The organism is Saccharomonospora marina XMU15, assembly GCF_000244955.1.
Classification (GTDB): Bacteria; Actinomycetota; Actinomycetes; order Mycobacteriales; family Pseudonocardiaceae; genus Saccharomonospora_A; species Saccharomonospora_A marina.
Genome location: NZ_CM001439.1, coordinates 3,997,004 through 4,021,197, shown reverse-complemented (window position 1 = coordinate 4,021,197; position 24,194 = coordinate 3,997,004). Strand labels below are relative to the sequence as shown.

The window sequence follows — 24,194 nt, the reverse complement described above, 5'->3', positions numbered from 1 at the left end:
TACTCAGCATGGCAGGCAGCGACCAGTCGCGTGCGGCGGTGCCGGAGCACGCCACGCCACCGGACCACTCAGCGCTCACCTACACGTCCTACCTCGCGCTCGACGAGGTGCTCGGGGCGCAACGACCCAGATCGAGCGAGCACGACGAACTGCTGTTCATCGTGATCCACCAGGTGTACGAGTTGTGGTTCAAGCAGCTGCTGCACGAACTGGCGTTCCTGCAGCAGCGGCTGGAAACCGGCGACACCCCGCACGCGCTGCGCACGCTTCGCCGCATCCTGACGGTGCTCAAGGTCGTCGTCGCGCAGATCGACGTGCTGGAAACGATGACCCCGAGCCAGTTCACCAGCTTCCGAACCCGGCTGGACGCCGCGAGCGGCTTCCAGTCCGGCCAGTTCCGCGAGTTGGAGGCCGTGCTCGGCAGGCGGGACCCGAAGGTGTTCCAGCACTACCCTCCCGGCAGCCAGGCGCGGGAACGGATCGCTGACGCCATGTCGCGGCCCTCGCTGTTCGACTCGTTCCTGACCTACCTTCGCGTGCACGGTTACGACGTGCCCGCCGAACGCGACGTGAGCCTGCCGCTGAGCCCCTCACCCGCCGTTCAGGACGTCCTGCTGAAGGTGTATCGCGACGACGCGGGCCCCGCCTCGGTCTGCGAGCACCTGGTCGATCTCGACGAAGGGCTGCAGGAGTGGCGGTACCGGCACGTGAAGATGGTGGAACGCACCATCGGTGACAAGACGGGGACGGGTGGCTCCTCGGGCGCGGCCTACCTGCGCACCACGGTGTCCACGCCCGCCTTCCCCGACCTGTGGGCCGTGCGGAGCAGACTGTGAACGGCCTGGCCGCGCACTACTCGCGGTTCCGCGTCGCCGACCGGCTGCTGCTCACCGGCCACTCGCACCAGGCGTGGCCGGACGTCGCGAGGCAGGGACTGCTGGAGGCGTTCGACGACGCCGCCAGGGATGTCGACGCCAAGTGGGAGGCGGCGTTCGCCAAGGCGGAGCGCGTCCGCGACGGCTTCCGCGGCTTTCTCGGCGAGCCCGGGGCGCGGCTGGCGCTCGCGGCGAGCACCCACGAGTTGCTGGTGCGCCTGCTGTCCGCGCTGGACCTGCGCAGCCGCCCCCGGCTGGTGACCACGACGGGCGAGTTCCACTCCGCGCGCCGCCAGCTCGATCGGCTGGCGGAGGAGGGCGTCGAGTTGGTGAAGGTGCCCGCCGAGCCGGTGCCGACGCTGGCGCAGCGGCTCGCCGACGCCGTCGACGGGCGCACCTCGGCGGTGCTGGTGTCGAAGGTGCTGTTCGAGACGTCGCGGATCGTGCCGAACCTGGGCGAGTTGGCCTCGGTGTGCGCGCGGCGGTCGGTGGAGTTGGTTGTCGACGCCTACCACGCGCTGGGCGCGGTGCCGACCTCGGTGCCCGAGGAGGGCCTGCGGACCGCCTGGATCATGGGTGGCGGCTACAAGTACCTGCAACTCGGCGAGGGCAACTGTTTCCTCCGGCTACCCGAGCACGCCGACGAGCTTCGCCCGGTGGTCACCGGCTGGTTCGCCGGGTTCACCGAACTGGCCGACACCACCCGTGCCGGGCGCGTCGACTACCCCACGGGCGCCGACCGGTTCGCGGGCGCGACCTACGACCCGGCCAGTCACTACCGCGCCGCCCGGGTGTTCGACTTCTTCGCAGAGCAGGGCCTCACCCCCGCCCGGCTGCGCGAGAACTACCTGCGGCAGAACGAGCGCATCGCCGCCGGGGTGGACGAACTGGAATTGGCTGCGGAGGTGGTGGCTCGCGACAGCGACACTCCGCGCACCGAGTTCGGTGGCTTCACGGCGTTGCGCTGCGCCGACGCCGACGGGTTGCGCCGCGCGCTCGCGGCGCACGGCGTGCACACCGACAGCAGGGGCCCGTACCTGCGGCTGGGCCCCGCGCCCTACCTGTCCGACGAGCAACTCGACACCGCGGTCGCCACCTTGGGCCTGCTCGCAGCGCGCTGAGGCGTGAAACGGCTATCGAGCCTGCTTCGCGGCTTCGCCGAGCCGGTCCAGCAGCGGTAGCAGCGCTGCGGGATCCTGCACGTGGGCGTTGTGGCCGAGCCCGGTCAGCACCACGGGGTCGCGAACGTGCTCCCGAAGGTGCGCGGCCGGGCACATCGGGTCGGACTCGCCCGCGGCCAGCACCACCCGGGCTCGGCAGGCGGCCAGCAGCCCGGTCATGTCCGGGGCGCCGACACCGAACGCCCGCTGGTCCACGGTGAGCCGCCAGCCGCCTTCGGTCTCGGCGATCCCGGCGGCCACCTCGGGGCCGTTCTCGTCGACGAGCCCGGTCAGGCCCGCGCCACGTAGCCAGCGGTTCGCGGCCTCGGCACGGTCGGGCAGTACCCGCGGCGGCCGGGCGGCGACCTGCGCCGCCTTGGCCAGTTCCTCGGCCGACCACCGCAGTTTGATGCCGAGCCCGCACACCGCGCTGACACCCACGCCGAACCAGCCCGACGCCAACGTCAGCGCAAGCGCGCCGCCGAGCGAGTGGCCGAGCACCGCGACGTGGTCTCGACCGGCGACGGAGTCGGCGACCTCGGCGGCCATCCGGCCGAACGAGTAGTGCCTCAGCGCGGGCGCCTCGCCGTGCCCGGGAAGGTCGGGTGCGACGCATTCGCCCGGCCAGCGGTCGGCGAGCTCGCGTTCCAGCCCGCGCCACACGTGGCGGTTGGCGCCGAGACCGTGCAGCAGCAACAGCACGGGTTCGGTATCGGTCACGCGTCGATCCTGCCCGATCACGGTGCCGTCGAGGGAGGTCGTTTGGGATAGTTACGGCAGCGGTGCCTGATCGTCTCGGAATCGACCTTCCGTGGCAGGCCGCCGCACACCGGCAGGCAGCGTTCGCCCGGCCACAAGCCGACGCGGATGCGCACGACGAAGGAGTCACGACCGTGACCGAAGGTGTATTCGGCCGCGACAGCGGCCACGAGCAGGTTGTGTTCTGCGCCGACGCCCGCACCGGGCTCAAGGCGATCATCGCGGTGTACTCGACCGCTCTGGGGCCCGCACTGGGCGGCACCCGGTTCTACCCCTACGCCGACGAGGCGGCGGCGCTGACCGATGTGCTCGCGTTGTCGAAGGGCATGGCGTACAAGAACGCGCTGGCGGGACTGGACCTCGGCGGCGGCAAGGCCGTCATCATCGGAGATCCACGCGCCGACAAGTCCGAAGCGCTGCTGCGTGCCTACGGCCGGTTCGTGCAGTCGCTCGGTGGCCGCTACATCACCGCCTGCGACGTGGGCACCTACGTCACCGACATGGACGTCGTGGCGAGGGAGACCCGCTTCGTCACGGGGCGCTCTGTCGACGAGGGTGGCGCGGGTGACTCCTCCACGCTGACGGCCTACGGGGTCTTCCAGGGGATGCTCGCCAGCGTGGAGCACGTTTGGGGCACCCCGCAGCTTCGCGGCAGGCGTATCGGTGTGGCAGGCGTCGGCAAGGTCGGGCACCTGCTGGTCGACCACCTGGTTCGGGCAGGCGCGCAGGTAGTGGTCACCGACGTGTCGCAGCAGGCGATCGACCGGGTGCGTGCCGCCCATCCGGGGGTGGACGTGGTCGCCGACACCGCCGAGTTGCTGCGGGCGGACCTGGACGTCTTCGCGCCCTGCGCGCTCGGTGGGGTGCTCGACGAGCAGGCGGCGCAGCTGCTGCGGGCGCGAGTGGTGTGCGGAGCGGCCAACAACCAACTCGCCCACGCGGGAGTGGAGAAGCTGCTCGAGGAGCGCGGCATCCTGTTCGCCCCCGACTACCTCGTCAACGCCGGGGGAGTGATCCAGGTGAGCGACGAGCTGAACGGGTTCGACTTCGAGCGCGCCAAGCGAAGGGCGGGCAGGTTGTACGACACCGCGAAGGCGGTGTTCGAGCTGGCCTCCGAAGAGGGTGTGCCGCCGGTGACGGCGGCCGACCGGTTGGCACAGCGGCGGATGGCCGAGGTGCCGAGACTGCGCTCCATCCTCGTGCCGTCCTCGTGAGCTGAGGGGGCGAGTGGCCCCGGGGCCGCGAAACCGGCGGACCCGGGGCCGCTTGCGACGACGTTTCAGCCGCTCTTGCGGCGGAAGTCGCGCTTGTGCGCGGCAGGGCCGTGTGCCTGCGTGATCCGGGAACCGAAGTTCTCGTGGGAGGCACCCGCCTTGGCCCTGGCCTGCTTGCGCCGCAGTGCCTCGCGGAACTTGCGCTTCACGTCGGCGTCGTGCTCGTCCTCGCCCGACGGTGCCGGTTCGGTCATGGTTGCCTCCCACAGGATCGCGGCGGCCGGTGGTCGCCTACGTACTCAGCCTGGCAGCCGCGGCCCTTCGGGGCCAGCGGATTCTCGAGCAGGCGGCGCGGCGGTCAGTCGTCGCGCTTCTTGCACACGATCTTGTTCTGCGGGTTGTACTTCACCGTGCGTGACTCCCTGCGGATCTCGGCCCCGGTGCTCGCGTCACGGATGATGCGGGTGTCGGTGACGGTGAAGCCGGGTGCCCCGTCGCTGGGCACGCAGTTCTCCTTGGGGCCGTCCGTGGTTTGTGGCTGCACGAAGTTGGTCCGGTCACCGGTGACCGACTGGACGTCGTAGTGCTTGGTGCCCCACATCCGCACCGTGATGCTGGAGGGCGTCCAGATGGTCTGGATGGCCACGCCGGTCGGGCTGTCGTTGGTGAACCGCAGGTCGATGACGCTGGAGCCGTCGGGGTTCTGGAACACCGTGGCTTCCCTGCCTTCGGGGTACCTGCTGATGTAGTAGCTGTGCTCCTTGTGCCCGGCGTCGGTCATGCCCGCGAAGTAGGAGGCGTTGTACAGCGTGGTGGCGAACTGCGAGATGCCGCCGCCGACCGCCTTGCCCGGCGCTCCGTGGTCGATGATGCCTGCCTCGACGTAGCCCTGGGCCTTCGTGCGCGGCCCGGTGTGGCCGTTGAGGCTGAAGGTCTCGCCCGGCTTGACGATGGCGCCGTTGACCTGCTCGGCGACCCTTCGGATGTTCACGCCGGAGTCGGCGGCGAAGCCGCCGGTGGTGAACTCGCTGACGACTTCCTTGATGCCGAGCTTGTTGGCGTCCTCGGTGGTCATCTTGGCGGGCTTCTTCTCGTACAGCGCGGTGAGTTCGCGGCCGTCCGGCTTCTTGAGCACCTCGGCGAGCGGCTTGAGCGTTTCGCCCCAGTTGATCTGGTTGCCGTCCACCGAGGGCTCCACACGCGGCTGCCCACCGTCGAAGACGATCGTGGCGTCCTTGCCCTCCTGCTCGGTGCTCGCCAGTTCTTCCTCGACACCGGCGACGATCTTCTTCTGGTCGAGTTTGGGAACCAGCGCGCCGTTCTCGGCGGCGAACGACAGGCCCGCGGCGATCTCCTCGGGTTCGAGGCTGCCGTCGGCGCCCTCGCCGTGCACGACCACCGGCGCCGACACGGCGGGCTTGGCGATCTGCTCCATCGCCGTGTTGACCGCTTCCGGGGTGATGGTGACCGGGGTCGACCTGACGGGCAGCGTGAGCCGTTGTCCGGAGACCCAGTGCGCCAGGATCGTCGCCCTGGCCCGCTCGACCTCGAGTTCCTGGCCCTGTTTGGGTTCCACGGGTACCGGCGTGGCGCCTTCGAACACGATGTTGCCCTCGGTGGGCTTGCGGTCGATCTTGTTGCGCAATGCCGCCATCGCGTTCTCGAGCTGGTTGGGCTCCGCCTGCGTCACCACGCCGACCTCGGTGGTGGTGAAGAAGGAGGCGATGCGGGTGAACGGGCTGAGTGGTTGGTCACCCGCCTGGTCGAGGGTCGCTTTCCAGTCCAGCCGAAGGCCTGCCTGCTCGGGCTCGAACTGGTCCTGCACGTCACCGGCGACGAAGGTCACCGGCTGGTTCATGCGCGGTTCGAGTTGCTCACGCAGCAGGTCCTCGGCTTCGGCATGGCTGAGGCCGCCGACGTCGACTCCCGCCACCGTGACCCCCCGTGGCACGTCGCCGTTGGTGACCAGCAGGTCGACGCCGTAGATCAGCACCAGAGCACCGAGCACCGCGCCGGTGACCAGCGCAGGCTTGCCGCGCAGCCACTCCTTGAGTGCCTGAGCTGCCCGAGCGGCAGGTGTGGCCTGGGTGGCCTGCGCGGCCTCGCCGACCGGCCGCAGGTCGCGCGTGGGTGAGTCCGCCGCGGCGAAGTTCTGCGTCGGATAGTCCTGCGCCGAGAAGTTCTGCCCCGAGAAGTTCTGCGTCGGGTGGCTCTGCGGCGCTTGACCCTGCGGCGCTTGGCCCTGCGGCGTGAAGTGCTGAGTGGCCTGGTCCTGCGTGGTCGCGCTCTGCGCGGTGGGGCCTGGGGGAGTCTGTGGGATGTGTTGCGTGGTCTCGTTGCCGTGCTGAGCGTGCTCGTTACCGTGCTGCTCGGCGCCGCCTTCCGGATGAGGCGGTACGACAGGCAGCACGTCGGTCTGCTCGCTGTGCGACTCGGGCCACTGGCGATCCTGCGGCAAGACAACCCCTCCACGTCTGGCGACGACGGGCCAGGACTCCGCGGAAAAGATACGTGGCGGCTCCGACACTCCGTGCACCAGCCCCCCGTCCCGGCCCGCCCGGGCGGAGGCGAACCGGACCGAAAGCGGACCGAACCCGAACGAACCGGACGCAACCGGGCACGAACCGGTACCGATCGCGGCCGAAAGTGTCGGTTCGGCTCATTCTGTCGCGCAGGTCGGGGTATCCGGTCGGCGACCGGCCGATCCCGACCAAGGAGCGTGACGAACCATGAGCATCACCGGTGACGACGTCAGGTCGCTGCTCGACAGCGATCTACCCGATGCCAGCCTGGTGCTGCTGGAGGGCAGGGTGCACCTGCTCGGCGGCCCGGACCTGCAGTCGCCGCGATACGCTGGTGCGCTGGTCGTCGCCTCCCGCGACGAGCTACGCGACCGGCTGCTCGATCACGAGCCGTCCGCGCGCGAACTCGACGAACTGGCGGCGGGGCTGCGGGTCTCGGTCTCCAACCTGGGTGGCTGAATCGAAAGGGGCGGGTGTGCGGCTGCTCATCATGTCCGACACGCACGTGCCACGGCGCGCGAAGGACCTGCCCTCCCGGGTGTGGCGGGAGGTGGACACCGCCGACCTCGTCGTGCACGCGGGCGACTGGGTCAGCGAGTCGCTGCTGGACCGCGTGCGGGCCCGCTCGCGCACGCTGCTCGCCGTGTACGGCAACAACGACGGTCCGGCGCTGCGGGCGCGGCTGCCCGAGGTCGCCGAGGCGGAGTTGGCCGGGCTGCGGCTGGCCGTGGTGCACGAGACGGGCCCGGCCAAGGGCCGTGAACAGCGCTGCGAGCGCCGCTTCCCCGGCGCCGACGTGCTCGTCTTCGGCCACAGCCACATTCCGTGGGACAGCGTCACGGCGGGCGGCCTGCGGCTGCTCAATCCCGGTTCGCCCACCGACCGGCGACGGCAACCACACCACACCTACCTGACCGCGAGCGTCGCGGACGGCGAACTGTCTGGTGTCGAGCTGCACCGGCTACCGGCGGGCTGAGTCGTGGACCCGGTAGGTGTACTGCGGCAGATCGCACTCCAGCTGGAACGGGCGGGGGCTCCCACCTACCGCGTGCGCGCCTTCCGCAGGGCGGCCGCCGTGATCGCGGCCCTGCCCGCCGACGAGCTGGCGCGGCGGGTGCGGGACGCGACGCTCACCGAACTGCCCGGCATCGGCGCCACCACCGCGGGCGTCGTGACCGACGCCGTGGCAGGCCGCGAACCCGCCTACCTCACCGAGGTGACCACGCGCGGCGCGCCGGACCTGCCCGACGGCGGGGAGCTGCTGCGCGCGCTGCGCGGTGACTGCCACACGCATTCGGACTACTCCGACGGTGGCAGCTCGATCGAGGAGATGGCGCTGGCCGCCCGCGAGCTCGGGCACGAGTACCTCGTGCTCACCGACCACTCGCCGCGGCTGACCGTCGCGCGTGGCCTTTCCGCCGAGCGGCTGCGCGGGCAGCTGGAAGTGATCGCCGAACTCAACCCCACACTCGCGCCGCTGCGGGTGCTCACCGGCATCGAGGTGGACATCCTGCCCGACGGCACGCTGGACCAGGACCCCGAGCTGCTGGCCGAACTCGACGTGGTCGTCGCCAGCGTGCACTCCCAGTTACGCATGCCCGAGCCGGAGATGACGCGGCGGATGCTCACCGCGGTGGCCGACCCGAGGGTCAACATTCTCGGCCACTGCACCGGCAGGCTGGTGAAGGGCCGTGGCAGGCCGCAGTCGCGGTTCGACGCGACGGCGGTGTTCTCCGCCTGCCGCGACAACGACGTCGCCGTCGAGATCAACTCCCGGCCGGAACGCCTCGACCCGCCGAGGCGGCTGCTGCGCCTTGCCCGCGAGCTGGGCTGCCGGTTCGCCATCGACAGCGACGCGCACGCGCCTGGCCAGCTGGGTTGGCTGCCCTACGGCTGTGCCCGCGCCACCGAGTGCGGGGTCCGGCCCGCCGACGTGGTCAACACCCTTCCCGCCGACGAACTCGTCGCCTGGGCGTCCGGACACTGAGACGACCGGCGGCGACTGGACAAGATAGGTACGGGCGTACTAGATGTGGTTCGTGCCCATGCTGCGCTCCGCGATCCGCGCGGGCGAGGAATCCGCCTCACCGCTGGCGAACCGGTCCTTCCGACTGATGCTGGTGGCGTCGGCTGGCGCCTTCACCGGCTACGCGCTGCTGCTGCCCGTGGTCCCGCTGTGGGCGGTACGGCAGGGCGCGGGCGAGGTGACCGCGGGCGCGGCCACCGGTGTGTTCATGGCCGCCACCGTGCTCGCGCAGTTCGCGGTCCCCGCCTTCGTCCGGCGGTACGGCTACCGTGCGGGCCTGCTGGCTGGGATCCTGCTGCTCGGCCTGCCGTCACCGCTGCTGGCGGTGGGCACGGCTCCCGCGGCGATACTCGGCATCTCCCTGGTCCGTGGACTCGGGTTCGGCCTGCTCACCGTCTGCGGCAGCGCCCTGATCGCCGAGTTGCTGCCCGCGGGCTCGCTCGCGCGCGGGTCGGGGCTGTACGGGCTGGCCGTCGGCCTGCCGCAACTGCTCGGGCTGCCCATCGGCACCGGCATCGCGCAGAGTTGGGGATTCGTGCCGGTGTTCGTGCTGGCCACCGCGATCCCGCTGGCCGCGATCCTGCCCACGCTCGCCCTGCCCGCCGCCCGGCCTGCGCGGCGGCACGCCGGCGACGGCGGGCCGCACGGCGCGAGGCAGGTGACCGCGGCGGTGTGGCGGCCGTGGTTGCCGATGCTTGCGGCCTCGACCGGGTTCGGGGCGCTGGCGACGTTCCTGCCGCTGATGCTGTCCGCGCCCGTGGCGGCGGTGGCGCTGTTCGCGGTGCCCGGCGCCGGGATGCTGGCTCGCTGGTTGGCAGGGCATGTGGGCGACCGGCGTGGTGGCCCCGGCCGGATGCTGCCGGGCGCGCTGCTGGCCTGCGGGCTCGGCCTGCTCGGTATCGCGGTGTTGACGGCTCACCCCGTGCTCGCGGTGGCCGCGGTCGGTCTGTTCGGCGCCGCGTTCGGCGTCGTGCAGAACGACGCGCTGGTGGCGATGTTCGCGCGTACCTCTGCGGGCACCGCGAGTGTCGCGTGGAACGTGGCCTTCGACGCGGGCCAGGGCCTCGGCGCCGTGGCCGTCGGCGCGGTGGCGGCGCAGGTCGGCTTTCCCGTGGCGTTCGGGGTGCTGGCGGTGGCCGCGTTCGTGCTGTTGCCCGTGGCGTGGCGCGCCCGCGACGGCGGTTAGGCTGGACACCGTGCCTCAGGTCGTGATCCTTGACTACGGTTCCGGGAACCTGCGTTCCGCCGAGCGTGCCCTGCGACGTGCGGGCGCCGATGTCGAGGTCACCTCCGACGCGCATGCCGCGCTCGAGGCGGACGGGCTGGTGGTGCCCGGTGTCGGCGCGTTCGCCGCCTGCATGGAGGGGGTGCTGGCCGTCGGCGGCGACAAGATCGTCGGCACCCGGTTGGCGGGTGGCAGGCCGGTGCTCGGCATCTGCGTCGGGATGCAGGTGCTGTTCGAACGCGGCGTCGAGCACGGCGTCGAGGCCAAGGGGCTCGGTGAGTGGCCGGGCACGGTCGAGCGGTTGCACGCCGACGTGCTGCCCCACATGGGTTGGAACACCGTCAAGGTGGCGCCGGGCTCGCGGCTGTTCGAGGGGATCGACCCGGATGCCCGGTTCTACTTCGTACACTCCTACGCCGTGCGGCGCTGGGAACTGGTCTCCGGACTGCCCGGCGGGCAGCCGAAGGTGACGCTGGCGCACCACGGCGAGGACTTCGTCGCGGCGGTGGAGAACGGCCCGTTGTGTGCCACTCAGTTCCACCCGGAGAAGTCGGGCGACGCGGGCGCGCGGTTGCTGGCCAACTGGCTGGGCACGCTGTGAGCAGCCGCGTGGCACCCTCCGCTCGGTGAGGCGGGAGCCGCTTCCTATAGTGGCCCGGTGACCCTGACCCTCCTTCCCGCAGTCGATGTCGCCGATGGCCAAGCCGTTCGCCTGGTGCGCGGCGAGGCCGGGACCGAGACCTCCTACGGCTCCCCGCTCGACGCCGCGTTGGCCTGGCAGCGCGACGGCGCGGAGTGGGTCCATCTGGTCGATCTCGACGCGGCCTTCGGCAAGGGCAGCAACCGGGAACTGCTGGCCGAGGTCGTCGGCAAGCTCGATGTGGACGTCGAGCTGTCCGGTGGCATCCGCGACGACGACTCGCTGCGGGCCGCGCTGGCCACCGGGGCGCGCAGGGTCAACCTGGGCACCGCGGCCTTGGAGGACCCGTACTGGTGCGCGAAGGTGCTCGCCGCCTACGGCGACCGGGTGGCGATCGGACTCGACGTGCGCATCACCGGCGAAGGGCACCGGCTCGCCGCGAGGGGCTGGACCAGCGACGGGGGTGACCTGTGGGAGGTGCTCGAGCGCCTCGACCGCGACGGTGCCCAGCGCTACGTGGTGACCGACGTCAGCAAGGACGGCACGCTGGGCGGCCCGAACCTGGAGCTGCTGCGTGAGGTCACGGCGCGCACCGACGCGGCGGTGATCGCCTCCGGTGGTGTCTCCAGCCTGGACGACCTGCGTGCACTGGCGACGCTGGAGTCCGACGGCGTCGAGGGTGCGATCGTGGGCAAGGCGCTCTACGCGGGCGCGTTCACGCTCCCCGATGCGCTGGCCGCGGTCTCGCGGGCTGGTTGAGGCTGGCTGAGGTTGGTTGCGGCTCAGCGCTGCTGACCGGTCACGCCGTCGAGGGTGACGGCAAGGCCGACCGTGCGTTGCCGCCCGCCCCGCAGCCGGGACAGGAACATCGACACCCTGCCCACCACGCCGTACTTGCGGGCGATGGCTCGCCGGACCCGTTCGCTGTCCTCGTCGGCCAGCACCCTCGCGGTGCCGGTGACCGTCGCTCCCTTGGTGTTGCGCCCCCTGAAGTCGCACGCCACCAGCTCCACCGCCGGGTTTCGCCGGACGCGCTTGACCTTGCCCGCCTTGCGCTCGGTCCACACCACGAGTTCGGAGTCCATGCGCGCCACCCACACCGGGGTGGGGACTGCCTCACCGCCGGCGCGGAAGGTGGTCAGCAGCACGTACGGTTCCTCGGCCAGCCTGTCCAGCTCCGCTCGCATGCGGCCAGGCTAGCCGGGCGCCCGAAGGCGTGCCCGCGTGCGGGTGCGCGAATCGCACCGCGGGACTCGCAGGCAGGAGCGGGGGACTCGCGGGCAGGAGCGGGGGACTCGCGGGTGGTCAGGGTTGCGGGATCGTTGACTGGCCGGGGCGAAGCGTCGCTCCGCAGTGGCGGCGGGGCCAGGCCGCGCCGGACTGCTCCACCCGCGTGGTGGTGGTGTCGGCGTAGGAACGCAGCCTGGCCAGCGCCGCGTCGTCGGTGACGGCATCCTTGCGAACCCAGTCCCCGTGCGGGGCACCCTGGTAGATGTCGAAGTGGATCGGGTGGTAGTCGCGCTCCAGCCTCGGGTCGGCGGCCAGCCCGGTGCCGCTGCTCCACGGCTCGCGGATGTGGATGAATGTCGGGCGCGCCTCGCCGTAGACGTAGTCGCGCTGGCCCGGCTTGTCGTGGTCGCGGGCGAGTTCGGCGAACCGGTCGTGGGTCAGGCCCGCCATGTCGATCAGCCGCAGCCTGCTGGTGAGAGCCGAACCGCCGAGGTCGGGAATGAGCAGCGACGCCTGCCGCAGTCCGAGGATGTCGGCGTAGGCGTTGAAGACGCGGCCGAACCGGTCGGCCACGTAGCAGGCCGAGATGTTCGGTTTGGTACGGAACTCCTGAGCGTGGCTGGTGAACGAGGCCGCCGACGGCAGCAGCGCCGCGATCAGGCCCACCGACAGCCAGGCCCGCCCTCTGCGGCCGATCCTGGTGAACACCTCGATGGCCGACAGCGTGGCGATCAGCGCGCCCAGCACCCAGATCGGCGTGGCGAACCGGTACTGGCTCATCCAGTCCGGTTCCAGCACGGCATACGCCAGCAGCGCCAGGCCCAGCGGGACCAGCAGCGCCAGCAGGCCCCGCCGCCACCACGGCGCCTTCGCCAGCAACATCCCCAACAGCGCTACCACCACCAGCACAGCAGGGGCACCGGCGTACTCGACCAGTTCACCCGGCCTGGCCATGTCTTCAAGCGCCGGGATGTCCTGCCCCTTCGCCACCGACGGGCTGGACAGCAACTGCCCGAAGGTGGCGTAGCGCCACGCCACATACCCGCCGACCGGCACCGCGAACGCCGCGGTCGACAGCAGGATTCGCCGCACGCTCTGCCACAGCAGCGGCCTGCGCAGGCTGCCGAGCACCACCAGTGGGTAGACCCCCGCGTAGATCAGCCCTTCCGGCCTGGTCAGTGCGGCCAGTGCGGCGAGCACACCGGCCGAGAGCGCGACCTTCCAGGCGAGCAGCCGGTTGTCAAGCACCGCACGGAAGACCAGCACCGCCTGCCAGCCGACGATCAACGCGTACAGCGAGTTCTCGAGGCCGGAGAACGTCCAGATGACGAACGAAGGGATCGCCGCGAGTATCGCGCCGACGGCGATCGTGGCCAGCCACGGCCGTCGGGTGATCCTGGCGGCGGCGACGTAGCAGGCGGCGAGGATGCCCGCGCAGCACAGCAACGCCAGCGCCTTGGGAAGCAGCACGTAGTCGGGAACCCCGAACAGCGTGCCGCGGTCGAACAGCCCGACCAGCCGGGCAAGCGCGAGCAGCACCGTCCAAGTCGGATTGGAGAACCCCTCCACCGGCTCGGCGCCCGCCTGCACCACGGGGCCGAGGCCCTGGGCGATACTGCGCGAGTAGGCGAACGAGATCGCGGCGTCGTCGATGAGCCAGTTGCCGTACACCGACCCGTGAGTCCCGATGAGTGCGGTCCCCGCGGCCACCGACGCGGCAGGCGCCAGCCTGCGTAGCCGGCGCAGCCGCCGAGCTCGCGGGCAGGCGACCGGCTCCTGCCGTGCGGAATCGACCGCGGCCGCTTCCCCCACCGAGACGAGTGTCATGAAGACACCCTAGAGAATCTGGGCCGCGAGCTCCGTCTGGCCACGCCACGCATGGTCATGTGCCTTCCGTCGGGACGAAGCCGGTCGACCGCGGTGGGGGCGGTGCTGGGTCCCGGCCGCGGTCCCCGGCTGCGGGACCTGAAGCAGGTGCCGCGCAGGCGAGGAACCGACACGTGGCCCGGCCTCCGGGGCTGCCTACAGCCGCGAGATCATACGGGACCCCTCGCCCGGTGGCGCCGGCCGGGCCCGGCGGCGCGGCGGCCGTCCCGTTCGGCCGTACGCTTGACGCATGTCCGTCGCAGTGAGGGTCATCCCGTGTCTTGACGTCGACGCGGGCAGGGTGGTCAAGGGCGTCAACTTCACCGATCTGCGCGACGCGGGCGATCCCGTCGAGCTGGCCCGCGCCTACGACGCCGAAGGCGCGGACGAGTTGACCTTCCTCGACGTCACCGCATCCTCCGGCGACCGCGAGACCACCTACGAGGTGGTGCGCCGCACCGCGGAGCAGGTGTTCATCCCGCTGACGGTCGGCGGGGGAGTCCGCAGCACCGACGACATCGACCGGCTGCTTCGCGCGGGCGCCGACAAGGTGAGCCTGAACACCGCCGCGATCGCGCGCCCGGAACTGCTGCGGGAGGCTTCCCGGCGGTTCGGGGCGCAGTGTGTGGTGCTGTCGGTGGACGCCAGGAGGGTGCCGCAGGGCGGCACGCCGACCGGGTCCGGTTTCGAGGTGACCACCCACGGCGGGCGCAACGGCACCGGGATCGACGCGGTGGAGTGGGCCGCGCGCGGCGAGGAACTGGGGGTCGGGGAGATCCTGCTGAACTCCATGGACGCCGACGGCACGAAGCGGGGCTTCGACCTGGAGCTGATCCGGCTGGTGCGGGCGGCGGTGCGGGTGCCGCTGATCGCCAGCGGCGGCGCGGGCGCACCCGAGCACTTCCTGCCCGCGGTGCGCGCGGGAGCCGACGCCGTGCTCGCGGCGAGCGTGTTCCACTTCGGCGAACTCAAGATCGGCCAGGTGAAGGACGCGCTGCGCGCGGGAGGGGTGGAGGTTCGGTGAGCGGTGGGCTCGATCCCGCGATCGCCGAGCGGCTCAAGCGCACCGCCGACGGCCTGGTGTGTGCCGTGGTGGTGGAGCACGCCACCTCGGAAGTACTGATGGTGGCGTGGATGAACGACGAGGCGCTGCACGCCACGCTCACCACGCGCAGGGCCACGTACTTCTCGCGGAGCAGGAACCGGCTGTGGGTCAAGGGCGAGACCTCGGGCCACACCCAGCACGTGCGGGAGGTCAGGATCGACTGCGACGCCGACACGTTGCTGGTGCGGGTGGAGCAGACCGGGCCCGCCTGCCACACCGGCACCACCACCTGCTTCGACGCCGAGGACCGGGTACTGCTGCGCGACGAGGAGCCGGGCGCGCGTCAGCCGGGGAAGCCGATGTCGCCGGTGAGGTAGCGCTGCAGGGTGGGCGCGATGGTCTCCACGAGGGTGTCGATGTCCGCGCTCGCCAGCGGCTCCATCCTGGCGACGTAGCGCGCCATGCCCAGCCCGATCACCTGGCTGGCGCACAACCCCGCCCGCAGTTCGGCCTGGTCGCTCCCGGCCGCGCTGGTGATCCCCGCGAAGATCCTGCTGACCAGGGTCTCCTTGAGCAGGTGCAACGCCTCCTCGCGCGCGGTGACGCTGCGCACCAGTGCTGTGAACACCTCGCCGCCCGCGCCGTCCCAGCGGGTGACGAAGGCGCGCACGATGTTGCGGCCCAGGTGCTGCGGCCCGTCGGCGGTCACCTCGTCGAGCACGTCGCGGAAGTCGAACGGCACCTGCAGTACGGCCTGCGCGAACAGGCCTTCCTTGCCGCCGAACCAGTGGTTCACCATCGCGGCGTCCACGCCCGCCCTCGCTGCGATGGCGCGCACGGTGGCGCCGTCGTAGCCGCCCTCCGCGAACACCGTTCTCGCCGCTTCGAGCAGCGCCGCCCTGGTGTCCTCCCCGGCAGGGCGGCGGCCGCGCCGCTTGGTGGGGGTAGCGTCCTTGGCGGAAGTCACTCCTCCATCATGCAGCACTCCCGGATTTGATTCGACGTTTGACGAATTCGCCCCGAGGGCACGAGGTGTCACCACCGGCGGCACAATGAGCACATGGTGACTGCCCATTCCCTCGCCGAGGGCGCCACCGGCCTCGGCGCGGTGAGCCCCGGTCTCGAGGAGTTCCGCGCGCTGGCGACGGACCGGCGGGTGATTCCGGTCGTGCGGCGACTGCTCGCCGACGCCGACACTCCGGTGGGGCTCTACCGCAAGCTTGCCGGAACGCGGCCGAACACCTTCCTGCTCGAGTCCGCCGAGAACGGGCAGTCCTGGTCGCGTTGGTCGTTCGTGGGAGTGCGTAGCCCGGCCGCGCTGACCGTGCGCGACGGCAGGGCCGTGTGGACCGGCACGCCGGTGGCCGGGCTGCCGACCGAGGGCGACCCGCTGACGGTCCTGCGCGAGACGATCGCCATGCTCCACACCGAGCCGCTGCCGGGCATGCCGCCGCTGACCGGCGGGATGGTCGGCTACATCGGCTACGACTCCGTCCGCTGGCTGGAACGGCTGCCCGAACTGGCGGAGAAGGACATCGACATCCCCGAGCTGACGATGTTGCTGGCGACCGACCTGGCCGCCTACGACCACCACGAGGGCACGGTCACGCTCATCGCCAACGCCGTCAACTGGGACGACTCCCCGGAACGGGTGGATGCCGCCTACGAGGCCGCGGTCCAACGGCTGGAGCAGATGACCGCGCAGCTCGCCGCTCCGGCGCCCGCCACCAACGCGGTGTTCGACCGGCCCGAGCCCGAGTTCACCAGGCGCCGCGCGAAGGCGGACTTCCATGCCGCCGTCGAAGCGGCGCGGGAAGCCATCCACGCGGGCGAGGCGTTCCAGATCGTGCCGTCGCAGCGGTTCGAGATGCGCACCGGCGCCGACGCCCTCGACGTGTACCGCGTGCTGCGTACCTCCAACCCGAGCCCGTACATGTACCTGCTGCGGCTGGACGGCTTCGACATCGTCGGCTCCAGCCCCGAGTCGCTGGTGACCGTGCGCGACGGCAGGGCCACGACCCACCCGATCGCGGGTACCCGCTGGCGTGGGGCCGACCCGGACGAGGACGCGCAGCTGGCCAAGGACCTGCTCAGTGACGACAAGGAGCGCGCCGAGCACCTCATGCTCGTCGATCTCGGCCGCAACGATCTCGGTAAGGTCTGCAAGCCCGGCACGGTGCACGTGGTCGACTTCTTCTCCGTCGAGCGCTACAGCCACGTGATGCACCTCGTCTCGACGGTGACCGGGGAACTGGCCGAAGGCAGGACCGCGTTCGACGCCGTGCTCGCGTGCTTTCCGGCGGGAACGCTGTCAGGGGCGCCGAAGGTGCGGGCGATGGAACTCATCGAGGAGCTGGAGCCCACCCGCAGGGGGCTCTACGGCGGGGTCGTGGGCTACCTCGACTTCGCGGGCGACGCGGACACCGCCATCGCCATCCGCACCGCGCTGATGCGCGACGGCACCGCCTACGTGCAGGCGGGCGGTGGTGTGGTCGCCGACTCGCAGGCCGAGTACGAGGACAACGAGTCGCTGAACAAGGCGCGTACGGTGCTGTCGGCGGTGGCCGCCGCTGGCACCATGAGCCCGGCGCGGCCACGTGAGATCCCGTGACTCAGCCTGCACCGACCGCGACCGACAAGCGTCTACTGTGGATCGTAGTGGGCGCGCTGGTGGTTGCCGCGGTGGCGCTGTGGGCATCGAGCGGGCTGCCCTGGCTCGACGTGCCGCGCGGGCTGACCAGGAACGGCAGGCTCGCCGACGACGTCACCGGCGGGCAGTCGCTCACCGCGCTGACACCGCTGGCGCTGTTCGCGCTCGCGGCGGTCGCCGCCACGCTGGCTACCGGAGGTTGGCTACGTCGGGTGTTCGGTGTGCTCGTTCTCGCGGTGGCGGCGTGGGCGCTTTACGCGGTGCTGGACGCGGCACTCAACGGTGCGCAGCGGATCTCGTCGAGCGGCTGGGCTCCCGGGTACGGGGAAGGACCCGGCGAACCGGCGAGGACCTTGCTCGGCCCTGCCGTGGCTGTCGCGGGCGTGGTGCTGCTCGGCGGTGCGGGCGCGGTGCTCGCCTGGCGTGGCGGGCTGCTGCCCCGAATGGGGGCCAGGTATTCCGCGCCGGGAGGGCGACGTGAGCGCCAGGATTCGCGGCCGGACCTGTGGCAGGCCCTTTCCGACGGCGATGATCCGACCACGAGGAGTTAACAGCGGCGGCTTTTTCACTGGTGGGCAAGGCAATTCCGACCCGAAGCCGGTACGTCGGTCCGCGAGGGTTAGCATCATTTCGGCGGGAAGGGGAAGGTTTTTGTGAGCCACCTTGCGAACGAGGCAACAATCGCGACTCCCGGCGGAGCTACCCGGTGAGCGTGCTCGAGGACATCATCGCCGACATCCGCGCCGACCTGGCCCAGCGTGAGGCGCAGCTGCCGTTCGACGAGCTGAAGCGGCGCGCGGCGGCTGCCCAGCCGCCCCGAGACGTGATGGCGGCACTGCGGGAGTCGGGTATCGGGGTGATCGCGGAGGTCAAGCGGCGCAGCCCGTCGAAGGGCGACCTCGCGCCGATTCCGGACCCGGCGTCGCTTGCCAGGGACTACGAGGACGCGGGCGCCCGCGTGATCAGCGTGCTCACCGAGCGCAGGCGCTTCGGCGGCTCGCTGGCCGATCTGGACGCCGTGCGGGCAGCGGTGGACGTTCCGCTGCTGCGCAAGGACTTCATCGTGAGCCCGTACCAGGTACACGAGGCCCGGCTGCACGGTGCCGACATGGTGCTGCTGATCGTCGCCGCGCTGGAGCAGAACGCGCTGGTCTCGTTGCTGGACCGGGTCGAGTCGCTCGGCATGACCGCACTCGTGGAGGTGCACAACGCCGAGGAGGCCGACCGGGCGCTGGAGGCGGGGGCCACGGTGATCGGCATCAACGCGCGCAACCTGCACACCCTCGAGGTCGACAGGGACGTGTTCGGCAGGCTCGCTCCCGGACTGCCCATGGAGACGTACAAGGTCGCCGAGTCGGGCGTCCGTGGACCTGGCGATCTGATGGCCTACGCCGGACACGGTGCGGACGCCGTGCTGGTCGGCGAGGGCCTGGTGGCGACCGACGACCCCAAGGGCGCGCTGGTCAAGCTGGTGACCGCGGGGTCGCACCCGGCATGTCCGAGGCCGAGCAGGTGAGCGAGAAGCACAGGGGCGGCCACGACCCCGACGAGCGCGGGCACTTCGGGCCCTACGGCGGGCGGTTCCTGCCCGAGGCGCTGATGGGCGCGCTCGACGAGCTCTCGGCGGAGTACGACAAGGCCAGGCTCGACCCGGAGTTCACCGCCGAGTTCACCCGGTTGCTCACCGGCTACGCGGGCAGGCCCTCGCTGCTGACGGAGGCGCCCCGGTTCGCCAGGCACGCGGGTGGTGCCCGGATCTTCCTCAAGCGGGAGGACCTCAACCACACCGGGTCACACAAGATCAACAACGTGCTCGGTCAGGCGTTGCTCACCAAGCGGATGGGCAAGAAGCGCGTCATCGCCGAGACCGGGGCGGGCCAGCACGGGGTCGCCACCGCCACCGCCTGCGCGCTGCTCGACCTCGAGTGCGTCGTCTACATGGGAGAGGTGGACACCAAGCGGCAGGCGCTCAACGTGGCGCGGATGCGGCTGCTCGGCGCCGAGGTGATTCCGGTCGCCACGGGCTCGCGCACGCTGAAGGACGCCATCAACGAGGCGTTGCGCGACTGGGTGACCAACGTGGACACCACTCACTACCTGCTCGGCACCGCGGCGGGCGCGCACCCGTTCCCGGTGATGGTGCGCAACTTCCACAAGGTCATCGGCGAGGAGGCCCGCGAGCAGATGCTGCGGCTGACCGGCAGGCTGCCCGACGCCGTCGCCGCGTGTGTCGGGGGAGGCTCCAACGCCATCGGAATCTTCCACGGCTTCATCGACGACGCCGACGTGCGGCTGGTCGGCCTCGAGCCCGGCGGCAAGGGGATCGAGTCGGGCGAGCACGGCGCGACCCTGACCGAGGGCACCCCCGGGACGCTGCACGGCGCGATGTCCTACCTGCTGCAGGACGACGACGGGCAGACCATCGAGGCGTACTCGATCTCGGCGGGACTGGACTATCCCGGTGTCGGCCCCGAGCACTCGTGGCTGAAGGACACCGGCCGTGCCGAGTACCGGGCCGTGACCGACGCCGAGGCCATGGAGGCGTTCCAGCTGCTGTCCCGCACGGAGGGCATCATCCCCGCCATCGAGTCGGCGCACGCACTGGCGGGAGCCATGCGGCTGGGTAAGGAACTGGGCGCGGACGCGCACATCCTGGTCAGCCTTTCCGGCCGTGGCGACAAGGACGTCGACACCGCCGCCAGGTACTTCAAGCTCGTGGAGGACGTGTGAGCAGGCTCGGCGAGCTGTTCGAGCGGACCGGGCAGGAGGGCAGGGCCGCGCTCGTCGGCTACCTGCCCGCGGGCTACCCGACCGTGTCGCGGTCCAAGGAACTGCTCGCGGCCACCATCGACGCGGGCACTGATCTGGTCGAGGTCGGCGTGCCCTACTCCGACCCGGTGATGGACGGCCCGACGATCCAGGCGGCGGCCGACGAGGCGCTGCGCGGCGGATTCCGGTTGCGGCAACTGTTCGACGTGGTCGAGTCGGTCGCCGCGCGCGGTGGCCGCGCCGTCGTGATGACCTACTACAACCCGGTGTTCCACTACGGCGTCGACGCCTTCGCCCGTGACCTGGCGGCCGCGGGCGGGCTCGGACTGATCACCCCGGACCTCACCCCCGACGAGGCCGGCGAGTGGCTGGAGGCGTCGCAGCGACACGGGCTCGACCGGATCTTCCTGGTCGCGCCGTCGTCGTCGGAGGAGCGCATCGCGCTGACCGTGAAGGCCACCACCGGTTTCGTGTACGCGACCGCGGTCATGGGCGTCACCGGGGCAAGGGATTCGGTCGGCGCGGGCGCCGCCGAACTCGTGCGCCGCACGCGCGGGCACACCGACCTGCCGATCGGTGTCGGGCTGGGAGTGCGCTCCGGCGACCAGGCCGCCGAGGTTGCCGGGTTCGCCGACGCGGTGATCGTCGGCTCTGCACTGGTGGCGAAGGCGGCCGAGGGCACCTCGGCGGTGAGCGCGCTGACCGCCGAACTCGCCGAGGGTGTGCGCCGCCCGGCGGTCACTGCCTGAGCCGGGAAGCACCTGGCGGACCCGTCGGTGCTCGCCCGCGCTACGGTGGGCGCTGTGAACACCGCGTCGGCCTTCTTCCTCGCGAACATCCCCAGCCCGGATCGCGGGGTCTGGTTCATCGGGCCCGTCCCGCTGCGTGCCTACGCGCTGTGCATCATCGCGGGCATCCTCGTCGCCATCTGGTGGGGTGACCGGCGGTGGGTGCAGCGCGGCGGCACCAAGGGCACGATCGTGGACATCGCGGTGTACGCCGTGCCGTTCGGGCTGGTCGGTGGTCGGCTCTACCACGTGATCACCGACAACCAGCTGTACTTCGGTGAGGGCAAGGACCCGCTGCGGGTCTTCTACATCTGGGACGGTGGTCTCGGCATCTGGGGCGCCATCGCGCTCGGCGGGGTCGGCGCCTGGCTGGCCTGCAAGCGCAGGGGCATCCCGCTGCCGGCCGTCGCCGACGCCATCGCACCCGGAATCGTCACGGCGCAGGCCATCGGCAGGCTGGGCAACTACTTCAACCAGGAACTCTACGGCGCGCCCACCGACCTGCCGTGGGGGCTGGAGATCTACCGGCGGGTGGACCCGGAGAATCCGCTGATCCAGGACCCGCTCGACGGCGTCGCGATCAACAACGTGCCGATCGAGGTCGTGCACCCCACGTTCCTGTACGAACTGCTGTGGAACCTCGGTGTGGCGTTGCTGGTGGTGTGGGCCGACCGCAGGTTCCGGCTCGGCCACGGCCGCGCGTTCGCGCTGTACGTCGCCGGTTACACGGCGGGCCGGTTCTGGATCGAGCTCATGCGCACCGACCCGGCCAACGAGATCCTGGGACTGCGGGTCAACGTCTGGACCTCGGTGCTCGTGTTCGTGGGTGCGGTGGCCTACTTCGTGCTCGCCCGCGCCCGTGGTCCGCGCGAGGCGCCGGAGACGCTACGCGGTCACGCCCCGGGGGAGCGGGAACCGGAGGAAGAGCGCTCCGAGGAGTCGCCGGAACCCGAAGGTTCGCAGGAGGGCGCAGGCGACTCAGCCGGTGACGAGGCCGCGGCCGGTGACAAGGGGCAGGTCGAGCGCGGTAAGTAGGCCCGCCGGTGCCCGCACGACCGCGGGGACCGCGTTCACCAGGCGCATCGCGGTGGCCTTCAGCCCTGCGGTGTTGTGGTCGCCGTCGCTGCCGAGCAGGCGCAGGTCCAGGGTGTAGTTGGGTTCGCCGGTGACCTCCACCCGGTAGCAGCCCGCGCCCGCGGGTTGCGGCCAGTCCTGGCCCAGGTCGGGACGCAGCCGCGTGACGTGCTCCAGCACGCACACACTTCGCCCGTTACGCATACCGCGGACCTCGAAGCGAAGTGCGGCGGCCGTGCCGCGCTCGACGGTGCCGCAGGAGATGTCGAACGTCTCCGGTGCGGCCAGCCGCTCGTGGCTTTCCTCGATCGCGTCCAGTTCCACCCCGAGTCCCGCGGCCAGTTGGCGTACCACGCTGCCCCAGGCGAGGGTCAGCACACCCGGCTGCAGCAGCATCGGAACCTGCTCCAGTGGCGAGCCGAAGCCCATGATGTCGAAGACGACCTTGCGGTTGTCGTAGGTGGCGTAGTCGAGAATCTCCAGGCAGCGCACTTCGTCGATGCGTTCGCAGACACCGGTGAGCACCAGCGGCAACCAGTCGTTGGCGAAACCGGGGTCCACGCCGTTGACCCACAGCGACGCTTCGCCTTCGCGTGCCGCCTGCCGGATCGGCTCGATCATCTCCTCGGGCACCACCTGGTGCGGGTACTGCAGGAAGACGGGGCTGCTGGAAACGACGTTGACGCCCGCTCGCAGGATGCGGCACAGGTCGTCGATCGCCTCGGTGATGCGGTCGTCGGCCATGGCCGTGTAGACGACGCAGTCGGGCCGCAGCGCGAGCAACTCGTCGGCGTCGCCGCCCGCGCGCACCCCGAGTTCGCGGCCGAGTCCGGCGAGCTCTCCCGCGTCCACGCCGACCTTGTGCGGGTCGCTGACCCACACTCCTGCCAGTTCGAGGTCGGGGCGCGCGGCGATCCCGGCGATGGCGTTGCGGCCGACGTTGCCGGTGCTCCATTGCACGACTCGGTAGGTCATGTCAGGTCCGGCAGGCCGAGTTCGAGGTTGGGCACCTGCTGTCCACCGTCCACTTCGAGCACCTTGCCGGTGACGTAGCCGCCCGCGGGGGAGGTGAGGTAGACGATGGCGGCGGCGATGTCCTCCGGTTCGCCGATGCGCCGCAGCGGGGTCGCGGACTCCATCCGCTCCCGCAGTTCGGGGTTGTTGACCACCACCTCGAGCGCGGAGGTGGCCACGGAGCCGACGGCGACGGAGTTCACCCGCACCTTCGGGGCGAGGTCGGCGGCCGCGAGCCTGGTGTAGTGGGCCAGTGCGGCCTTGGCTGTGCCGTAGGCGAGGAATCCCCGACCGGCGACGCGGCCCATCACCGACGAGATGTTGACCACCGAACCCCCGCCCGCCGCCAGCAGCGCGGGCACGGCCGCGCGGGTGAGGGCGTGTGCGGTGGACACGTTGAACCGGAATGCTTCCTCGAGGAAGTCCGGTGTGGTGTCCAGCAGCGGGCTGGGGAACGTGCCGCCGACGTTGTTGACGACGATGTCCAGCCGCCCGAACGTCTCGACGGCGGCGTCGGCGAGTGCGGCGGCGTTGGCCGGGTCGGCGAGATCGGCGGGCACCGCGTGCGCCTTGCGTCCGGTGTCGGCCACCTTCGCGGCGACGGCTTCGAGTTGCTCGGTGGTGCGCGAGGAGATCACCACGTCGGCACCTGCCTGCGCGAGTGCGAGCGCGGTGGCGGCGCCGATGCCGCGCCCCGCTCCGGTCACCACGGCGACCTTGCCGGTCAGCCGGAAACGGTCGAGGATCATGCGCGAACTGTAACACGTTCTAGTCAGCTGTCGAGGGCTCGTTCAGGCCCGCGCCAGAGCCACGAAGCACCGGCGGCGCCGCATCGCCACAGCTCGAACGAGCACTTCCTCGGTGGCTCGCAGCCCCGCCTTTGCGGAGGAACTCAATGGTCGAGCGGCGGCGTTGGGCGGCTCTACTGTGGGTGTCTTGGTGGATGTGTGGTGGTCGTTGATTCACTCGGCCGGTTGTGTCGTGAGTGGGGCTTCGTGACTGTCTGCTTTGTGGTGTCTGAGCTGTTGGTGTGGCGGCATTTTGCGCGGTGTTCTCCCGTTTCGCAAGGTCTGTGCGGCCTATCGGGTTCGCCGGTTTTGGGTCTTGTCGGTCTATTTCGGTGGGTCGCTGTGCGTGATGGGGTGAGTGTGCTCCGGCGATGTCGATGCCGGTGGTTCCTGGGCTGAGGGGATTGCTGCCATGCGTCGTCGGCGGAATGTGTTGTCGCGCGCCGTGATCGTCTTCGTTTCAGCGGTGCTGGTCTTGGTGGGTCTGCCGGTAGGGCCGCCGGTGACCGCTGCTGGTGGTGGCGTTTCTCTTGGTTTGGGCCGGCTGTG

Annotated in this window: 25 protein-coding genes; 17 read left to right on the top strand and 8 right to left on the bottom strand. The window is 71.0% G+C overall.

Annotated elements, in window-relative coordinates; all coding sequences use genetic code 11:
* Positions 1–8: 8 nt before the first annotated feature.
* Complete coding sequence (locus SACMADRAFT_RS18905; protein WP_009155442.1) at positions 9–836, top strand: tryptophan 2,3-dioxygenase; 828 nt, start codon at positions 9–11, stop codon at positions 834–836.
* A complete protein-coding gene (locus tag SACMADRAFT_RS18900; RefSeq protein WP_009155441.1) occupies positions 833–1,996 on the top strand; it encodes an aminotransferase class V-fold PLP-dependent enzyme in 1,164 nt (387 codons plus the stop codon). Before SACMADRAFT_RS18905 ends, SACMADRAFT_RS18900 begins: the two co-directional genes overlap by 4 nt.
* A 12-nt stretch (positions 1,997–2,008) precedes the next feature.
* Here SACMADRAFT_RS18900 and SACMADRAFT_RS18895 read toward each other — a convergent pair whose 3' ends face one another.
* Complete coding sequence (locus SACMADRAFT_RS18895) at positions 2,009–2,755, bottom strand: alpha/beta fold hydrolase (RefSeq protein ID WP_009155440.1); 747 nt, start codon at positions 2,753–2,755, stop codon at positions 2,009–2,011.
* Between the two features lie 173 nt (positions 2,756–2,928).
* Here SACMADRAFT_RS18895 and SACMADRAFT_RS18890 point away from each other — a divergent pair, with 173 nt between their 5' ends.
* Complete coding sequence (locus SACMADRAFT_RS18890; protein ID WP_009155439.1) at positions 2,929–4,008, top strand: Glu/Leu/Phe/Val family dehydrogenase; 1,080 nt, start codon at positions 2,929–2,931, stop codon at positions 4,006–4,008.
* Between the two features lie 65 nt (positions 4,009–4,073).
* On the opposite strand, the gene SACMADRAFT_RS18885 is transcribed toward SACMADRAFT_RS18890, so the two are convergent.
* Complete coding sequence (locus SACMADRAFT_RS18885) at positions 4,074–4,262, bottom strand: DUF5302 domain-containing protein (protein ID WP_009155438.1); 189 nt, start codon at positions 4,260–4,262, stop codon at positions 4,074–4,076.
* A gap of 104 nt (positions 4,263–4,366) precedes the next feature.
* Complete coding sequence (locus tag SACMADRAFT_RS18880; protein WP_009155437.1) at positions 4,367–6,466, bottom strand: VanW family protein; 2,100 nt, start codon at positions 6,464–6,466, stop codon at positions 4,367–4,369.
* 271 nt (positions 6,467–6,737) lie between these two features.
* On the opposite strand from SACMADRAFT_RS18880, the gene SACMADRAFT_RS18875 reads away from it, so the two are divergent.
* The 6 genes from SACMADRAFT_RS18875 to priA are packed head-to-tail and all read left to right on the top strand — an operon-like array spanning position 6,738 to position 11,180.
* Positions 6,738–6,989 (top strand): hypothetical protein, encoded by a 252-nt coding sequence (locus SACMADRAFT_RS18875; RefSeq protein WP_009155436.1) that lies wholly within the window; start codon positions 6,738–6,740, stop codon positions 6,987–6,989.
* A 16-nt stretch (positions 6,990–7,005) separates the two neighbouring features.
* A complete protein-coding gene (locus SACMADRAFT_RS18870) occupies positions 7,006–7,506 on the top strand; it encodes a metallophosphoesterase family protein (protein ID WP_040925774.1) in 501 nt (166 codons plus the stop codon).
* Positions 7,507–7,509: 3 nt separating this feature from the next.
* Positions 7,510–8,517: a PHP domain-containing protein gene (locus SACMADRAFT_RS18865; protein ID WP_009155434.1), complete on the top strand. Its 1,008-nt coding sequence runs from the start codon at positions 7,510–7,512 to the stop codon at positions 8,515–8,517.
* 43 nt (positions 8,518–8,560) lie between these two features.
* The gene (locus tag SACMADRAFT_RS18860; protein WP_009155433.1) at positions 8,561–9,742 is read left to right on the top strand and encodes an MFS transporter; all 1,182 of its coding nucleotides are present in this window, start codon (positions 8,561–8,563) and stop codon (positions 9,740–9,742) included.
* A 10-nt stretch (positions 9,743–9,752) separates the two neighbouring features.
* Positions 9,753–10,382 carry an imidazole glycerol phosphate synthase subunit HisH gene (gene hisH, locus SACMADRAFT_RS18855; protein ID WP_009155432.1) on the top strand — a complete coding sequence of 210 codons (630 nt, stop codon included), beginning with the start codon at positions 9,753–9,755 and terminating at the stop codon, positions 10,380–10,382.
* Positions 10,383–10,439: 57 nt separating this feature from the next.
* Positions 10,440–11,180 (top strand): bifunctional 1-(5-phosphoribosyl)-5-((5-phosphoribosylamino)methylideneamino)imidazole-4-carboxamide isomerase/phosphoribosylanthranilate isomerase PriA, encoded by a 741-nt coding sequence (priA, locus tag SACMADRAFT_RS18850; RefSeq protein WP_009155431.1) that lies wholly within the window; start codon positions 10,440–10,442, stop codon positions 11,178–11,180.
* Positions 11,181–11,203: 23 nt separating this feature from the next.
* Here priA and SACMADRAFT_RS18845 read toward each other — a convergent pair whose 3' ends face one another.
* Positions 11,204–11,608, bottom strand: a complete 405-nt coding sequence (locus SACMADRAFT_RS18845; protein ID WP_009155430.1) for a PPOX class F420-dependent oxidoreductase — start codon at positions 11,606–11,608, stop codon at positions 11,204–11,206.
* 118 nt (positions 11,609–11,726) lie between these two features.
* On the bottom strand, positions 11,727–13,478 hold the full coding sequence (locus SACMADRAFT_RS18840; protein WP_009155429.1) for a hypothetical protein: 1,752 nt from the start codon (positions 13,476–13,478) through the stop codon (positions 11,727–11,729).
* A gap of 289 nt (positions 13,479–13,767) precedes the next feature.
* On the opposite strand from SACMADRAFT_RS18840, the gene hisF reads away from it, so the two are divergent.
* Together hisF and hisI are read left to right on the top strand one after the other, a co-directional pair.
* On the top strand, positions 13,768–14,541 hold the full coding sequence (hisF, locus tag SACMADRAFT_RS18835; RefSeq protein ID WP_009155428.1) for an imidazole glycerol phosphate synthase subunit HisF: 774 nt from the start codon (positions 13,768–13,770) through the stop codon (positions 14,539–14,541).
* Positions 14,538–14,939 (top strand): phosphoribosyl-AMP cyclohydrolase, encoded by a 402-nt coding sequence (gene hisI / locus SACMADRAFT_RS18830; RefSeq protein WP_009155427.1) that lies wholly within the window; start codon positions 14,538–14,540, stop codon positions 14,937–14,939. Before hisF ends, hisI begins: the two co-directional genes overlap by 4 nt.
* Here the strand turns inward: hisI and SACMADRAFT_RS18825 are convergent.
* A complete protein-coding gene (locus tag SACMADRAFT_RS18825) occupies positions 14,906–15,529 on the bottom strand; it encodes a TetR/AcrR family transcriptional regulator (protein WP_009155426.1) in 624 nt (207 codons plus the stop codon). The genes hisI and SACMADRAFT_RS18825 overlap by 34 nt on opposite strands.
* A gap of 93 nt (positions 15,530–15,622) precedes the next feature.
* On the opposite strand from SACMADRAFT_RS18825, the gene SACMADRAFT_RS18820 reads away from it, so the two are divergent.
* The 6 genes from SACMADRAFT_RS18820 (at position 15,623) to lgt (ending at position 21,804) form a co-directional block, all read left to right on the top strand.
* Positions 15,623–17,173 (top strand): anthranilate synthase component I, encoded by a 1,551-nt coding sequence (locus SACMADRAFT_RS18820; protein WP_009155425.1) that lies wholly within the window; start codon positions 15,623–15,625, stop codon positions 17,171–17,173.
* Between the two features lie 47 nt (positions 17,174–17,220).
* Complete coding sequence (locus tag SACMADRAFT_RS18815; RefSeq protein WP_232285432.1) at positions 17,221–17,763, top strand: Trp biosynthesis-associated membrane protein; 543 nt, start codon at positions 17,221–17,223, stop codon at positions 17,761–17,763.
* Between the two features lie 155 nt (positions 17,764–17,918).
* Positions 17,919–18,728, top strand: a complete 810-nt coding sequence (trpC, locus tag SACMADRAFT_RS18810; protein WP_009155423.1) for an indole-3-glycerol phosphate synthase TrpC — start codon at positions 17,919–17,921, stop codon at positions 18,726–18,728.
* Positions 18,707–19,942 (top strand): tryptophan synthase subunit beta, encoded by a 1,236-nt coding sequence (gene trpB / locus SACMADRAFT_RS18805; RefSeq protein WP_009155422.1) that lies wholly within the window; start codon positions 18,707–18,709, stop codon positions 19,940–19,942. The genes trpC and trpB overlap by 22 nt, the downstream gene beginning before the upstream one ends.
* Positions 19,939–20,730: a tryptophan synthase subunit alpha gene (gene trpA, locus SACMADRAFT_RS18800; RefSeq protein ID WP_009155421.1), complete on the top strand. Its 792-nt coding sequence runs from the start codon at positions 19,939–19,941 to the stop codon at positions 20,728–20,730. The genes trpB and trpA overlap by 4 nt, the downstream gene beginning before the upstream one ends.
* A gap of 54 nt (positions 20,731–20,784) precedes the next feature.
* Positions 20,785–21,804 (top strand): prolipoprotein diacylglyceryl transferase, encoded by a 1,020-nt coding sequence (lgt, locus tag SACMADRAFT_RS18795; protein ID WP_050998179.1) that lies wholly within the window; start codon positions 20,785–20,787, stop codon positions 21,802–21,804.
* Here lgt and SACMADRAFT_RS18790 read toward each other — a convergent pair.
* Positions 21,748–22,818 (bottom strand): NAD(P)H-dependent amine dehydrogenase family protein, encoded by a 1,071-nt coding sequence (locus SACMADRAFT_RS18790; RefSeq protein ID WP_009155419.1) that lies wholly within the window; start codon positions 22,816–22,818, stop codon positions 21,748–21,750. The genes lgt and SACMADRAFT_RS18790 overlap by 57 nt on opposite strands.
* On the bottom strand, positions 22,815–23,606 hold the full coding sequence (locus tag SACMADRAFT_RS18785; RefSeq protein WP_009155418.1) for an SDR family oxidoreductase: 792 nt from the start codon (positions 23,604–23,606) through the stop codon (positions 22,815–22,817). The genes SACMADRAFT_RS18790 and SACMADRAFT_RS18785 overlap by 4 nt, the downstream gene beginning before the upstream one ends.
* Positions 23,607–24,194: the final 588 nt, after the last annotated feature.